Origin of the sequence: Curtobacterium sp. USHLN213 (assembly GCF_037144815.1) — a bacterium.
In the GTDB taxonomy this organism is placed as follows: domain Bacteria; phylum Actinomycetota; class Actinomycetes; order Actinomycetales; family Microbacteriaceae; genus Curtobacterium.
In genome coordinates this window covers 80048-95183 of sequence record NZ_JBBCYQ010000007.1, presented here as the reverse complement: position 1 = coordinate 95183, position 15136 = coordinate 80048, and the positions used below count along the sequence as shown (strand labels likewise).

Annotated in this window: 12 protein-coding genes; 8 read left to right on the top strand and 4 right to left on the bottom strand. The window is 66.7% G+C overall.

The features are described 5' to 3' along the window. Window positions 1-6 precede the first annotated feature (6 nt). The gene (locus WFH25_RS11215) at window positions 7-1038 is read right to left on the bottom strand and encodes a Gfo/Idh/MocA family protein (protein WP_336697718.1); all 1032 of its coding nucleotides are present in this window, start codon (window positions 1036-1038) and stop codon (window positions 7-9) included. A 91-nt stretch (window positions 1039-1129) separates the two neighbouring features. Here WFH25_RS11215 and WFH25_RS11210 point away from each other — a divergent pair, with 91 nt between their 5' ends. The 4 genes from WFH25_RS11210 (at window position 1130) to WFH25_RS11195 (ending at window position 5572) form a co-directional block, all read left to right on the top strand. Continuing rightward, the gene (locus tag WFH25_RS11210; RefSeq protein ID WP_336697717.1) at window positions 1130-2179 is read left to right on the top strand and encodes a LacI family DNA-binding transcriptional regulator; all 1050 of its coding nucleotides are present in this window, start codon (window positions 1130-1132) and stop codon (window positions 2177-2179) included. A 137-nt stretch (window positions 2180-2316) separates the two neighbouring features. Further along, window positions 2317-3381: a Gfo/Idh/MocA family protein gene (locus WFH25_RS11205; protein WP_336697716.1), complete on the top strand. Its 1065-nt coding sequence runs from the start codon at window positions 2317-2319 to the stop codon at window positions 3379-3381. Then, window positions 3378-4565 carry a Gfo/Idh/MocA family protein gene (locus WFH25_RS11200; RefSeq protein WP_336697715.1) on the top strand — a complete coding sequence of 396 codons (1188 nt, stop codon included), beginning with the start codon at window positions 3378-3380 and terminating at the stop codon, window positions 4563-4565. Before WFH25_RS11205 ends, WFH25_RS11200 begins: the two co-directional genes overlap by 4 nt. Then, window positions 4562-5572, top strand: coding sequence for a sugar phosphate isomerase/epimerase family protein (locus tag WFH25_RS11195; RefSeq protein WP_336697714.1), 1011 nt, complete (start codon window positions 4562-4564; stop codon window positions 5570-5572). The genes WFH25_RS11200 and WFH25_RS11195 overlap by 4 nt, the downstream gene beginning before the upstream one ends. Before the next feature lie 97 nt (window positions 5573-5669). Here the strand turns inward: WFH25_RS11195 and WFH25_RS11190 are convergent, their stop codons facing one another. The 3 genes from WFH25_RS11190 to WFH25_RS11180 are packed head-to-tail and all read right to left on the bottom strand — an operon-like array spanning window position 5670 to window position 8360. After that, entirely contained in the window at window positions 5670-6143 is a 474-nt protein-coding gene (locus tag WFH25_RS11190; RefSeq protein WP_336697713.1) for a heme-degrading domain-containing protein, read from the bottom strand. Window positions 6144-6146: 3 nt separating this feature from the next. Next, window positions 6147-7055: a TolB family protein gene (locus tag WFH25_RS11185; RefSeq protein ID WP_336697712.1), complete on the bottom strand. Its 909-nt coding sequence runs from the start codon at window positions 7053-7055 to the stop codon at window positions 6147-6149. Between the two features lie 36 nt (window positions 7056-7091). Beyond that, window positions 7092-8360, bottom strand: a complete 1269-nt coding sequence (locus tag WFH25_RS11180) for an MFS transporter (RefSeq protein ID WP_336697711.1) — start codon at window positions 8358-8360, stop codon at window positions 7092-7094. A 379-nt stretch (window positions 8361-8739) separates the two neighbouring features. On the opposite strand from WFH25_RS11180, the gene WFH25_RS11175 reads away from it, so the two are divergent. The 4 genes from WFH25_RS11175 (at window position 8740) to WFH25_RS11160 (ending at window position 14174) form a co-directional block, all read left to right on the top strand. After that, on the top strand, window positions 8740-9825 hold the full coding sequence (locus tag WFH25_RS11175) for an ROK family protein (protein ID WP_336697710.1): 1086 nt from the start codon (window positions 8740-8742) through the stop codon (window positions 9823-9825). A gap of 29 nt (window positions 9826-9854) precedes the next feature. Beyond that, window positions 9855-12422, top strand: a complete 2568-nt coding sequence (locus WFH25_RS11170; RefSeq protein WP_336697709.1) for a glycoside hydrolase family 2 protein — start codon at window positions 9855-9857, stop codon at window positions 12420-12422. 326 nt (window positions 12423-12748) lie between these two features. Beyond that, a complete protein-coding gene (locus WFH25_RS11165) occupies window positions 12749-13600 on the top strand; it encodes an alpha/beta fold hydrolase (RefSeq protein WP_336697708.1) in 852 nt (283 codons plus the stop codon). Beyond that, the gene (locus WFH25_RS11160) at window positions 13593-14174 is read left to right on the top strand and encodes a TetR-like C-terminal domain-containing protein (protein WP_336697707.1); all 582 of its coding nucleotides are present in this window, start codon (window positions 13593-13595) and stop codon (window positions 14172-14174) included. Before WFH25_RS11165 ends, WFH25_RS11160 begins: the two co-directional genes overlap by 8 nt. The last annotated feature ends 962 nt before the right edge of the window (window positions 14175-15136 follow it).

The following is a 15136-nucleotide window of genomic DNA, read 5'->3' as shown; positions in this document are numbered from 1 at the left end:
GAGCGATCAGGCAGAGCCCGAGATTGTTTCGCGAGCTGTGTCGATCACCTCCATGACACCGATGATCTCTGCATGCGGATGCAAGGGCGATTCCGTTCTAGCTTCGGCGACGTAGGAGGCAAGCGCTGTCGCCTGGTACGACAACCCGTCGTGCACGACGGCGAACCGATTGTCCGACCACGTGATGGTCTCGGAGGGCACGAATGCTCCGAGGCTCACAGTGATTGACGACGGGCCGAAGAATGGAGCACCGATGTCGATCCGACCCGCGGTGCCGGCGACCGACGCACGTGCTGGCAGCGCAGCCTGCAACGACGTCGAGAGCAGCGAGCGGGCGCCTCCGTCATAGGTCAGGAGCAGATCGGCTCTAACGTCGACGCCGCCGGGACCGGTCTCACCTTCCGCCAGTACCCGTACCGGCGCTCCGAGCACGGAGGACGCGAATGCGATCGGGTACACACCAGCATCGAGGAGCGCACCGCCACCGAGCGCAGGATTCCAGAGCCGATGCTCGGGAAGGTACGGCATTGGGAATCCGAAGTCGGCGGTCACAAGCCGAACTTCTCCGATGACACCGTCGGCGATCACCCGATGCATCATATCCGTCTGCGGAAGGTACCGGGTCCACATTGCCTCCATCACGAGCACACCGGCCGCCCGTCCCGCCGCTGTTATCTCACGAGCCTCCGCAGCATTCATCGCGATCGGCTTCTCGACGAGCACGTGCTTCCCCGCGCCGATCGCCGATAGCGCCAGGTCGTAGTGGAGCGGATGGGGTGTGGCGATGTACACGACGTCGACCGCCGGATCCGCCACGAGGGCCTCGACGCTGTCGACCACACGTTCGATACCGTGCCGGGCGGCGAACGCAGCGGTCCTCTCGGGGTCGCGAGCCGTCACCGACACGGCTCGCTGCATTGAGTGTCCGTGGATCGCGGAAACAAACCTGTCAGCGATTCCCGTGCCGATGACTCCCCATCGGAGCGCCGGAACCGACTCTGGCTCCGGCAGGACCGGGGCGGGCAATAGCAAGGTCATCGGCGTCCTCCAGATTGGCTCGTGCCATGCGAGCCTATTGTGATCTTCGCTCGCCACGCTGAGATCGCGCGATGCATGGGACACTGAGCCGGTGACGGCTCCCAACAGCGACGACCAGACACGGCGGCGGACACCCGGGCGACTGCCGACGATGCGCGACGTGGCGAATCATCTCGGCGTCTCCCGGCAGCTGGTGTCCCTTGTCCTGCGCGATGCGCCAGGTCCGAGCGCGGAGTCGAAAGAGCGGATCCTCGCAGCGGCAGCGGAGCTGGGATACCGTCCACACACGTCGGCGCGGCTCCTACGAGAGGGTAGAACTCGCCTGATCGGCGCCGTCTTCACGATGCGCAACCCCTTCCAGGTTCGCTTCGTTGAGCGCCTGCACGCCCGTGCAGCGGCGGAGGGCTTCGGTCTCGCTCTCGGCCCGGCAAGTCACGACGGTGGGGTGGACGAGGTAATCAGCGAGCTCATCGCGGAGCGGGTTGAAGCGCTTGTCGTGTTCAACCCTCAGCCGAACGTCCAGACGCTCGAGGAAGCAAGCAGGCTCGTCCCGGTTGTGCTGCTCGGCGAGTGGACCGATGCACCGTTCGTCGACAACATCTACGTCGACGAAGTAGGAGGGCTGCGAGCCGCCATCGCACATCTCCGCAAGCTCGGACATCGCCGAATCGCGTACGTCGGTGGTCGTGACGGCAGCGTTGGACAGGGCCGCGCCGAGGCGTACCGGCTTGCCATGGACGCGGAAGGTCTTACTGCTGAAGTTGATGTCATCCTCTCTGGGTTCGGTGAGGAGGACGGCGCGACCGCCGCTCGAGAGCTCCTCCTGCGTGCAGACCTTCCCACGGCCGTGGTGTGCTGCGGTGACCAGTGCGCAGCGGGTCTGCTCGCAGTGTTCGCACGCGCTGGCATTGACGTTCCAGGACGACTTTCGGTAGTCGGGTTCGACGACAGCTATCTGGCGTCGCTCAGTTACCACCAGCTGACCTCCGTCCATCAGGACGTGGAAGCGACAGTCGACGCAGCACTCGCCGCGGTCGTCGACCGCACGGGCGGGGACACCGGCGAGCGACGAGTCGTTGCGACGCCGACGACTCTCGTGGTCCGCCATTCGACCGGCCCCGCGAAGGACGAGACGGAGTAGACGTCCGACCGGACCGCCTCGCACACGCCCCACTCAGCAGTTGGCTCGTGCTAATCTGACGATTACGAAGTCTCCGTCCATTGCCGCTCAGCACGACCGGCGTCGATTCGGAGCGGGGCTCGACGACAGGAGCAACGATGATCCCCACCGTCCTTCCCGATCCAGACGTATTCACCGCCGGAACAGGTGAGCCCTCGCTCCGGTGGGGGATCGTCGGTCCCGGCTGGATCGCCGGCGCGTTCGTCGATGCGCTGCATCGGCACACTACGCAGCAAGTAGTCGCGGTCGCTTCACGGTCACAAGACCGCGCTGAGTCCTTCGCCTCCGAGCATGGCGTCGAACACACCGTCGTTGGAGTTGAAGCGCTTCTCGCCCGCTCGGACATCGACGTCGTCTACATCGCGACACCGCAGAGCGAGCACGCCACCGTGGCGCTCGCGGCAATCGCGGCGGGCAAGCACGTGCTCGTGGAGAAGCCCTTCACCGTGACGGCCGACGAAGCCCGGACGGTTGCTGCTGCCGCGCGGGCAGCGGGGGTCCTTGCCATGGAGGCCATGTGGAGCCGCTATCTTCCGCAGGCGTCCGTGATTCGCAAGCTCATCGCCGACGGAGCGCTCGGTACGGTGCAGTCTGTCCTCGCCGACCATGGACAGGCGATTCCATTCAGCCCCGACCACCGTCTATTCCGGCCGGAACTCGGCGGCGGCGCCCTGCTCGACCTCGGTATCTACACCCTCCAGTTCGCCTCAATGGTCCTCGGCAACCCGTCAACCGTCACGGCGCGGGGCACGATGACCGACACCGGAGTGGACGCCGCAGCCACGCTCATCCTCGACCACGAAAGCGGCGCCCAGGCGGCACTGTTCACAACCATTCTGGCCCGCACACCGATGGCAGCGTCCATTGCAGGCACCGAGGGCACGATCGTCCTCGACGGCGTGTTCTACGCACCCACGACGCTGAAGGTGTGGGGCGCCGAGCACGGATCGACGGTGCTCCACTGGGCTGACCCGACCGGTGTCCAGGGCTTCGACGCCTTGTCGTGGGAAGCCACGGCGCTCGCCCGTTTCGTCGGAGACGGCCGTACGGAGTCGCCACTGCACACCATTGACGAAACCGTCGCGGTGCTCGAAACGATTGACACTGCCAGGGCCCAGATAGCGGATGCGCACGACCGAGCGCTCGCCGAGGCCGCGCGATGACCGCCCCGGTCCGCGCCGCGATCATCGGCACAGGGATGATCGCTGCGGCGCACCTCCGCGGCGCCCGTGACGCGAGCGCACAGGTTATCGGAGTCCTCGGCTCGACTGCGGAACGCTCGCGACAGACCGCCGACGACTGGAACGTCCCCGTCGGATACAGCTCGGTTGAGGAACTGATCAACGACCGGCCGGACGTCGTGCACATCTGCACGCCGAACGACACCCACGTCTCCTACGCGATCGCAGCCACCGATGCGGGTCTGCACACCATTGTTGAGAAGCCTGTCGCGACGACGCTGTCGGATGCCCGGGCGCTCGCTGATGCAGTCCGCCGAGCCGGGACGATATCCACCGTGCCGTACGTGTACCGGTACCACCCGCTTGTCCGCGAGATCCGCGCGCGAATCCAGAGCGGAGTCTTCGGGCGAGTCCTCACCGTGCACGGCTCCTACCTGCAGGACTGGTTGGTCTCCCCGGAAGCTTCCACCTGGCGGGTTGACCCGGCCATCGGCGGCCCCTCGCGAGCGTTCGCGGACATCGGCACGCACTGGTGCGACCTCGTAGAATTCGTTACCGGCAGTCGCTTCACTGAGCTGCACGCCCGAACGTCGATCGCCTACGCGGATCGACCCGATCCTCGTGCCGGGGGTGCTTCATTTGGAGGCGACGCCACGGGCGAGCACGCGGCAGAACGCGTCCGGGTACAAACCGAGGACACAGCGGTGGTCACCTTCCTCTCCGACCATGGGTACCTCGCGAACACGGTCATCTCGCAGGTTGCAGCCGGGCGGAAAAACCGTCTCTGGTTCGAGATCGACGGGTCCGAAGGCTCCGCCGTCTTCAATCAGGAACAGCCCGAATCTGTGTGGCTCGGCCGCGAAAACGGTTCGACGATCCTGCACCGCGGAGAGGGAACGGTGTCGGCAGACCAGGCTCGACTGAACCGCACGCCGCCGGGGCACCCCCAGGGGTGGACGGACGCATTTGCAGCGTTCATCGCCGATTCGTACGCGGCCGTCCGCGGCGCTGTTCCGGACGGTCTCCCCACCGTCGAGGACGGCGTCCGATCGCTGGAACTCGTCGACGCCGTGCTCGGGAGCGCGCGCACCGGCGACCGCACGGCGATCGAGCACCCACTAAACGACACCCTCACTGCAGAGACCTCGACGACGGAGGCAGCATGACCACGACCAACCCGGTCACCCTGTTCACCGGACAGTGGGCCGACCTGCCCTTCGAGGAGGTCGCACGCCTCGCCGCCGAGTGGGGGTACGACGGCCTCGAGATCGCCGCCTCGGGTGACCACCTCGACCTCGCGCGCGCCGACGAGGACGACGCCTACCTGCGCTCGCGCCTGGAGGTCCTCGACCGGCACGGCTTGGGTGTCTGGGCGATCTCGAACCACCTCGCCGGGCAGGCCGTGTGCGACGACCCGATCGACTTCCGCCACCAAGCCATCGTCCGCCCGGCGATCTGGGGCGACGGCGACGGCGAGGGCGTCCGGCAGCGCGCGGCCGCCGACATGCAGCGCGCGGCCCGGGTCGCCCGGAAGATGGGCGTGGACACCGTCGTCGGGTTCACCGGGTCGAGCATCTGGCAGTACGTCGCGATGTTCCCGCCGGTCGGCCAGGACGTCATCGACGCCGGCTACCAGGACTTCGCGGACCGGTGGAACCCGATCCTCGACGTCTTCGACGGCGAGGGCGTCCGGTTCGCCCACGAGGTCCACCCGTCCGAGATCGCCTACGACTACTGGACGAGCGTCCGCGCGCTCGAGGCCATCGACCACCGCGCCGCGTTCGGGTTCAACTGGGACCCGTCGCACATGGCGTGGCAGGGCATCGACACGGTCGGGTTCATCACCGACTTCGCGGACCGCATCCACCACGTCGACTGCAAGGACACCCGGATCCGTCCGGCGTCCGGCCGCCAGGGCATCCTCGGGTCGCACCTGCCGTGGGGCGATCCGCGCCGCGGCTGGGACTTCGTGTCGACCGGGCACGGCGACGTCCCGTGGGAGGACGCCTTCCGCGCCCTGCGGCACATCGGGTACACCGGGCCGATCTCGATCGAGTGGGAGGACGCCGGCATGGAGCGCTTGCACGGTGCCGCCGAAGCGGTCGGGCACATCCGGTCGCTGCTCTGGCCGCAGCCGGAGGCTTCGTTCGACGCGGCGTTCAGTAACCAGTAGGGCATCCAGGAACAGTAGGTCGTGTCGGCCTGACCATGAACGGACGGGAGGCGCGGTGCCCGCTGGCACCGCGCCTCCCGTCCGTCGGCTTGTACGATCAGCGCGCGAGGTGCGCCCGAAGCGCTTCGACGGCTAGATCGTGCTCGACGTAGTCGTTGACGCCCGAGGCGGCGACAACCCCTACCTGGGTCGCGCCGATCCTGATCGGCACAGCGCCGCCGTTGAAGGCGTAGAGCATGGGATCGACCATGCGAGCAGCGGCCGGGTCAGTGATGCCATACGCGGCGAGTTGCTCGGCCACGAACAACGATGCCTTGTCGAACCGGCGTACGACGGCGACCTTCCGATTCATCCAGCTGTCGTTGTCGGCGGTCGTGCCCGCGAGTGCCCCTTGGAAGACGAGCTGTTCGCCGAGCCAAACCGAGCTCGAGATGGTCAGCCCCCGCGAGCGAGCGAGATCGATCAGCTTCAGGCCGACGGCCAACGCGTCGTCGTGCACGAAGCTCGTGAAGCGGAGCTCGGCGTCCTCAGCCTGCAGCACGGCGAGCTTGTCGGGTGCGTCCTCGATCATCGTTCAGTCCTGTCCTGTGGTGAGCGGATAGTCGACGTAGGCGAAAGCGGTGCCGTCGGGGGACCAGCTGTTGACGTTGATCGTCCCCTGCCCGCCGTTGAACTCCTCGACGACGGTGCCGTTTTGCCAATCGTTGTCTCGGACGAGCACCAGGCGTACGGCCTTGTCGGCGGGGTGACCTGCAGTGCCCTCGGGGAAGCTGAGGTACACGGCGAGTCCGCCGACGGGTGCGAGGTGCGGGAACCAGTTGACGCGTTCGTCGAAGGTGAGCTGCGTCAACTCACTGCCGTCCGGACGGATGCGCGCAATCTGTGCCCGGCCCTTCTCGAATTGCTCAGTGTTGAAGTACACCCATCGACCGTCTTGGGAGTACTCGGGGCCATCCGCGGGTCCGGGATGCGTCGTGACAGCGCGGTCACCCGTTCCGTCGATGCCGATCTCGTGGATTGTCGCACTCGCCCACCAGTCACCATCGGCTGGCTCGAGCCGGACGTAGGCAAGGGTTTCGCCGTCGGGGGTCACGCCGTGCAGGAAGTACAGCGCGCCGTCTGCGGCGGTGATTCGGCGGGCCGACCCGCCCGTGATTGGAGCCTCGTACAACTGGAAGTCGTTCGCCGAGATGAAGATGCTCTCGTGCGACGGATGTAGGACGTGGTCGTTGTTGAGATCAGGGATACCGTCGATCTCGATGGGTTGCGGTTGCTCCGAACCATTCGACGGCATCGTCCACAGGGCGCCCTGGCCGTTGACGATCAGGTTGCCCTCGCGCGTCCAGTTCGGCGCCTCGAACAGTGTCGTGCTGCTCTCGAACACGGTGTGGGAGGTCCCTGTCATCGTGTCGTGGATGCGGATACGGGACACCTGCCCGGGAAGGAGCTCCCGGGCAGGGACCGTCGTTTGTTCGTCAGTCATGCATGTTCCTCAGGCGTGGTGCGGAGGCGTGCGAGGTCAACGCACACCCTTAATGGGGATGACAATGAGCGCGCCGAGCACCGCGATGATGCCAGCGCCCCACACCAGCGCGACGTAGTTGTCGCCGGCGCTTGCTCCGAGACCAAGCAGCGCGAGGCCGAGAGCCGGAGCGATGGATTGCGGCAGGGAGTTGGCGATGTTGAGGACGCCAAGGTCCTTGCCCGGCTTGCTTCGGTCCGGTAGCACGTCGATCACAAGCGCGGTGTCGACCGCGGCATAGATACCGAAGGCGAAGCCCATGATCGCTTCGGCGACGTAGAAGTGGCCGACGCTGTTCGCAAAGGCCAGCACGACGAGCCCGATAGCGAAGATGAACGTGGATCCACCAACGAAGATCTTCCGGCGACGGAGCTTGTCGGAGAGCCATCCCGAGAAGACGGTTCCGACGAGGAGCGCGGCCGTGTAGATGCCAACACCGTTCGCGACCGCGGCGACCGCGGTCTGCGTCGGCAGGTGCAGGTGGTCCTCCATGTAGAGGAGGCGGTACGTGGTGAACATGTAGCTGGCGAACGTGATCAGGAAGCGCGACCACCATGCCAGACCAAAGTCCGGGTACTTGATCGGGTTCGTCCAAAACGTCCCGAGCAGTCGTCCGAAGGAGAACTGCCGCGGTTCGATCTCCGGGAGGCGGTCCGGGGTAACGAAGACGTAGACGGCCACCGCAGCGACGCCGACGAGGCCGGGCACAATGAACAGGATCGGGAGGTTGTTCACCAAGTACACGGCGCCGTAGACACCGCCGAGGACCGACACATTCTGGGCAAGTGCCAGGATGCTCGACGCGCGACCCCGCTGCTCCTCGGGCACGTTGTCCGCGAAGCTCGCAACGAGTGCGGCGGACGCGGCGTTCGACGCCAGCTGGCTCACGAGCCATGCGACGACCAGCATCGGAACGCTGGTGGAAAAGGAAATCCACACAAGTCCGAGCAGCAAGCCGATGATGCCGCCGGCGAGCCAGGGCTTGCGACGGCCCCATCGGGTGCGCGTGCGGTCGCTTAGCGCACCGAAGATCGGATTGCCGATGAGTGCACCGAACGCGCCGATCGGGAGCACGAGACCCACGACAGCCGCGGGATTCTCCGGGTTGATCTCCTGCGCTTTGAGCTGCATGCTCACGATCACCGGCGTCAGGATTGCAGCGAAGATACCGAACTGGGCAAGCCCGAGGGCGCCAAGGTACCAGGAGCTGACGCGTTGGACCGGCGTCGCTGTTGTGTACGGGTGGGCGGGAATGTTCGTCGCCATCGACGGCCTCCTTCTGAGCGCAGCAACGGTCCGACCTTGGCTCGTGCTAACTGCGTGCCAGCGAAACTAGCGCGTTGTTCGAGCCTTCGCAACAGCCGAGACGCAAGTGGATGGCTCGTGCTAAGGCTTGGGAGGTCAACCGCCTAGGTTCGGCTCGGTCGGACTTGCATCTTTCAGGCTTGTCACGAGCCAAGATTGCGGTACCGTCGTCGTGAGACCCCGCTTGAAGCGGAGTCGCCAGGATCGTGGGTTGTTGTGTCTCTGTCGGCTTCCGCCGACCACGATTGCCCGCGAGTCTGGCCAGCGCGCCGTTCCTGACGTCGCTGCGCGCTGGCCAGGCACCGGCCCGCACCGCGAAGCCTTGATCGGAGACCGGACCGTGCACGCCATCGGAATCGACATCGGGGGCACCAAGATCGCGGGAGCGGTCGTCACGGAACTGGGCGAGATCGTCGCCGAGGACCGGGTGGCCACCAACGCTGCGGACCCGGACGCCATGCTCGACGACGTCGTCGCGATGGTCTCGCGACTGCGCGCCGCGAACGAGGTCAGCGCGGTGGGCGTCGCCGCGCCGGGCTTCATCGACGCCTCGCAGTCGATCGTCTACTACACGCCGAACATCCGGTGGCGGAACGAGCCGCTGCGCCAAAAGCTGCAGCAGCGCATCGGTGACCTGCACATCACCGTCGACAACGACGCCAACGCGGCGGGCTGGGCGGAGTTCCGCTTCGGTGCCGGTCGGCTCGTGTCCGACATGACCATGCTGACGATCGGGACCGGCGTCGGCGGTGCGATCGTCACCGAGGACCGGCTGTTCCGCGGGGGCTTCGGCACCGGTGGCGAGATCGGCCACCTCCGGATCGTGCCGAACGGCCTCCCGTGCGGCTGCGGCGCCCGCGGCTGCATCGAGCAGTACGGCTCCGGTCGTGCCCTGCAGCGCATGGCGAACGACGTCGCGGACGCCGGCGGCATCGGCTCAGCCCTCGCCGACGCGCGTGCGGCCAACGGCGGCGAACTCGACGGCCACATCGTCGGCGACCTGATCCTGGCCGACGACCCGGGTGCCCTCGCGGCGCTGCGACGCCTCGGCCGGCACCTCGGCGAGGCCTGCGCCTCGCTGTCCGCCGTGCTCGACCCGCAGCTCTTCGTCTTCGGCGGCGGCGTCGCCAGCGCGGGGGACCGGCTGCTCGACCCGATCAAGCAGGCCTACCTCAACAACCTGCCGGCCCGCGGCTACCACCCGGAGCCGGACTTCGTGATCGCCGAACTCGTCAACGACGCCGGTGTCGTCGGCGCGGCCGACCTCGCCAACATCCACGCTGCTGCGGTCGAACGCCCCGATCATCCCCCCGCGGTCGGTTCGAGCGCTAGCGGTGGCCGCGGTGCTCGACGGGCAGCGCAGCAATTCAAAGATCTGAACTCCAATTCAGTCGGACCTCCGCAGCAGGTAGTCCGAACCACATGACGGCGACGACGCCGAGGAAGAAGCACAGCATGTCCAAGAGCACGACGAGCCTGCACGACTTCGAGATCATCGATACCGATCTGCATGCCTCGATCGACGAGGTATCTGAGCGGGATGGTTGGATCGCCGCAAGTATCCCGGGCGGCGTACACGAAGCTCTCATCGCCAGCGGGAGGATCCCACACCCGTACCGAGACCGGAACGAAGAAGCAGTCCGATGGGTGGAGGAGCGGGCGTGGTGGTACCGAACGACGTTCACCTTCGGGAAGGACGCGAGCCCCGAGGAGCTCGCACTCGTGTTCCACGGGCTCGACACGGTCGCTGACGTCTGGTTGAACAGAGTGCACCTCGGCCACCACGAAAACATGTTCCGTCCAGCCTCGTTCGAGGTGGGTGCGCTGATCCGAGCGGACAACGAACTCCTAGTCCGGTTTCTCCCGCCGCTCGCCGGGCTCGTCCCTCCTGCACCAGCGACCCTGCTCGAGCAGCGGCTCGCGGCTGTGCTCACCGGATCGACCGAACAGTCGGACGTTCCCGCAAGCGGCGGGATGTCCGAGATGCACGCGCTGTCGACGCTCCGGCGAAAGGCAGTGTGCTCCTGGGGATGGGACTTCGGCCCGCGTGTGCCATCGATCGGCATCTGGCGCCCCGTCGACCTCATCAGCATTGATGGCCCCACTCTCAGCGGCCACCACGTCCGGACTGACCACATCGACGAACGCGGCGCGCACCTCACCATTCGGGCTGAGGTGGAACGTGCCGACGACACCGACGCGGAAGTCCTCGTCCGGATGACGTCACCGAACGGGCGCGAGACAACCGCTCGGTTCCCAATCCACACCGGCCGCGGAGGAACCACCGTGATTGTTCCGGAGCCGGAACTCTGGTGGACCCACGACCTCGGTACGCCCGCGCTGTATGACGTCGAGGTCGAGCTCCTCGATGCGAACGGTGCAGCGCTCGACCGTGTGCGAGACCGCATCGGACTCCGAACAGTGACGCTCGACCGGTCCCCAGATCCGGAGGGCGGACAGCTCTTCCGCTTCGTCCTCAACGGGTTCCCTGTGTTTGCCCGTGGGGCCGCTTGGCTTCCGGCGGATCTCCTCGTCGGATCCGTCACCGACGACCGATACCGGACCCTACTCGAGCGGGCCCGCGATGCGAACATCACCATGCTGCGGGTCTGGGGCGGAGGAATCTACGAAGCAGACGCGTTCTACGCGCTCACCGACGAACTTGGCGTACTGATCTGGCAGGACTTCATGTTCGCCTGCACTGACTACCCCGAAGCCGACCCGACCCTGCGCGCAGAGGTGGACGCGGAAGCGCGCTATCAAGTTTCGCGGCTCCGGAACCGCGCGAGCATCGCCCTGTGGTCCGGCAACAACGAGGTGCACATGCTTCATGGCTTCGCCTTCCAGGACTACGAGGAGGGCGAATGGGGACGGCAGTTCTTCCACGATTTGCTCCCGTCGATCGTCGAAACGCTCGACGGCGGAGTGCCCTACTGGCCAGGCAGCCCCTACGGCGACGACCTCGGCGAGGGCTGGATGGCGGTGAACGGCGTCCTTGACGGCGATCGTCACTCGTGGGAGGTCTGGCATGGCACTGACATGGGCGCCGGAGGCGGGCCCTACTCCGATCCCGGACAGGCGGCGCATTACCGTCGGTACGCGAACGACCATGGAAAGTTCATCAGCGAGTTTGGTATTCACGCCTCGCCTGCGCTTGAGACCCTCGAACGATGGATTGAGGCCGACAGCCTCGATATCCACAGTGAGTCCTTCGACGCGCACATGAAGGACCGCCCGAAGGACAAGGGCGACGCGCTCCTTCGGATCTCTACCGGCATCCCAAGGACGATGCGCGAGTACGTCGACGCCACGATGGCCGCTCAAGCAGAGGGCTTGAAGTTCGGCATCGAGCACTTCCGTCGACGCCAGCCGCACTGCAGCGGAACTTTGTGGTGGCAGTTCAACGACGTCTGGCCCGGGTTCAGCTGGTCAGTCATCGACTTCGACGCGGTGCCGAAGGCCAGCTACTACGCGATGAAGCGCGTCTTCGCGCCAATCGTCGCGTCGTTCGTGGAGACGTCGGCCGGTCTCGAGCTTTGGGTGAGCAACAGCAGCCGGGAAGTGACGACCGGAACCGTCTCGATCTCGGTCGAGGACTCGCACGGGCAGAAGCGCGTTGACACCTCGATGACGTTCGAGGTTGAGGCCGGCGCGTCGCAGCGAGTGTGGGCGCAGTCGGAGACCCTCCGGCACGGAGAGGTGGCGTGGGCGACGAGCGCAGACGGCTCGTTCCCAACCAACCGATACTTCGCGGGCGAGGTCCGAGATCTTGACCTTGAGCACGGCGACCTCAGCTTCCGTGTCCGCCGAACCGGGCCGACAAGTGCCGCCGTGACGGTTACCGCGACTGTCTTCACCTACCAGGTCTCAATAGCCTCCCCATGGAACGAGATGCAAGCGTCGGACAACTACTTCGACCTTGCCGCCGGCGACTCTGCGACGATCGAGCTCGATGGTTTGGCGCCGGACTTCGATACCGCCGATATCACCGTCAGGTCGTATCAGGGGCCGTCGTCACGCTGACGGATGCTCTGCGGCGAGTGCGGCGGCCGTTGTGCTCGACGAATCGGGCGCGGGGACGGCGACGGCGGATCATCTGACCGGCGCTGGCAGGCTTCACCTTACGGAGGTTGAGGACGATTGCGCTCGACGCTCGACGCTCGACGCTCGACGCCCCGCAGCCGCCGTGTGCGCGAGTGCTGGTGCAGCGGATGCATAGGTGGTGCGTCGTAGTGCCGGCACGGCGGGCATGGGGCTTACCAATTGCGCAGGGGCGACCGGTGCCTGCGCTTGATCCTCCTGGCTAATGCTGTTAGCTTTGGGCTAATCCCATTAGCCAGGAGGATCACATGACTGAGCACCTGCACACCATCGGCGGCACCATCGCGTACGACCTGACCGGCGAGGGACCGCTCGTGGTCCTCGCGCACGGCATGGGCGACAGCCGCCACTCCTACCGCTTCCTCGTCCCCGGCCTGGTCGCGGCCGGCTACCGGGTCGCTAACGTCGACCTCCGCGGCTGCGGTGACTCGAGCACCGGGTGGCCCTCGTACGAGCGCGCCGACATCGCACGCGACCTGGTCGCCGTGATCCGCCACCTCGGCGGTCCCGCGGTCATCATCGGGCAGTCGATCAGTGGTGGCGCGGCCAGCATCGCGGCAGCGACCGCAGCCGACGTCGTCGCCGGCGTCGTGGAACTCGCGCCCTTCACCCGGAAGCAATCGATCGACCTCGGCGGCCTGCTGCGCAACCGGCGGCACCGGGCCGGAACCGTGCAGCTCGCCCGGGTGATGGCCACCGGAAGCCTGTCCGGCTGGCTCGCCTACCTCGACGTCGCGGTACCGACCAAGCCCGCGGACTGGATCGGTGAACGAGGACGCATCGAGACCACGCTCCGTCGACCCGAGCGGATGGCGGTCCTCCGCGCGATGACCCGGACATCGCCCGCCGACGCCGGCGCCGTGCTCGGGGACGTCCGCCGACCCGTCCTGGTGATCGAGGGCAGCGCCGACCCGGACTGGGCGGACCCGCGGGCCGAGGGCGAGCGGATCCTCGCGGACCTGCCGGACGGCATCGGCGAACTCGCGGTGATCGACGGCGCCGGGCACTACCCGCACACCGAGACCCCCGCGGCGGTCCTCGAGCTGACCCTGCCGTTCCTCACTCGGACCCTCCCGCTGGACGGGGGCCACCGTGCCTAGGGCAGGACTCGACGCGGGGACCGTGACCGCCGCCGCAGCAACGCTGGCCGATGAAGAAGGGCTCGCCGGTCTCGCGATGAACGCCGTCGCCGCTCGCCTCGGGGTGAAGACGCCGTCCCTGTACAAGCACGTCGAGGGGATCGCCGACCTGACCCGGCGCATCGCGATCCTCGCTGCCGACGAGCTCGGCGACGAGCTCCGTGACGCCCTGCAGGGACGCTCGGGGCGGGACGCGCTCGGCGCTGCAGCGCAAACCGTCCGCAGCTACGTCCGTCGGCACCCCGGCCGCTACGACGCGACCGTCGGGATCCGCCCGGACGGCCCGCACGACCCGCTCGCCATCGCGCTCGACCGAACGCTCGGATCGTTCGCGGCCGCCCTGCACGGGTACACACTCGACCCCGCCGACGAGGTCCACGCGCTCCGGATGCTCCGCAGCGTCCTCCACGGCTTCGCCACGATCGAGGCCTCCGGCGGGTTCCAGATGGCCACCGACGTCGACCCAAGCCTCACCTGGATCGTCGGCTTCCTCGACCACGGGTTCCTGTCCATAGAAAACAAGGCTGTTCGGTAGAACCGCGTTCGATACACCGATTGCGGTGGTCGGGCATGCCGCGGCGATGACGACGAACAGCATTCCGGACCGCTGTCTCGTCGCGGGCGTCCAGCGGCCGATCAGTGGCTCCCGAACACGGACGGGGCGAGGTGCGACACGAACACCGCGGCGGCAATCAGAGTGCTAGAGGAACGCGGGTTGTCGCTTCGACGGACGGGCCGCAGGCTGATTGTGGGAGCCGAGCGCTCAGCTTGACGTGAAAACCGCCGCCGCTGCAGGCAGGGACGGTCGTGCTGCCACAAATACCGTGATCCCGGCCCTCAAAGATCGTCAGGCTTCCCGGGTAGGTGTCGCGGGTTGCGATCCCAACGGGGGACCAGTTTGGTGCAGTCGGCGAGGACGGCAGCGCCGGGGAAGTGCTCCCGCATGATTCGCAGTGGCGCGAATCCGACGAAAGCAGCGGCAACATCCGGTGGCCTACCGAAGGCCAAGCGGATGTCCGTTGCCGTGCCGATAGAGAGTCGTTCCACGACCGCATCGAGCCGAGGCCAGGCGGGAAGGATGTCAAGGCCGTGGCCGGTGAGGTCTGTACTTCGTCGAGGCATTAGGTGCCCTCGGCGTACGAAGCTGGAGGAGTCGAGCCTGGCTAGGAACTGGAGGAGCCGGACAGGCGGCGCGACTCGCGACACGCCGAAGAGGGGTGTCTACAAGCGTTGAGGGTCTCGTCCACAAGATGTGGAGGAGCGTCGGTGGAGACGTCCTGATCCGCAGAATCCCGGGGTACACAGAACAGTCCACGTTGTGGAGGACACTGTGGAGAACTACACGGCTGTAACACTTTCCCTTGTGGTCGGTCCCGCTGTCGCGCACTAGATGTAGTGTCGTTTGTGTGAGGTCATCCACCGGCCCGCACAACGAACAAACCCCCGACCGGGTCTTCCGGTCGAGGGCTGTCACAACACGATGCGCGCCCAAGTTTC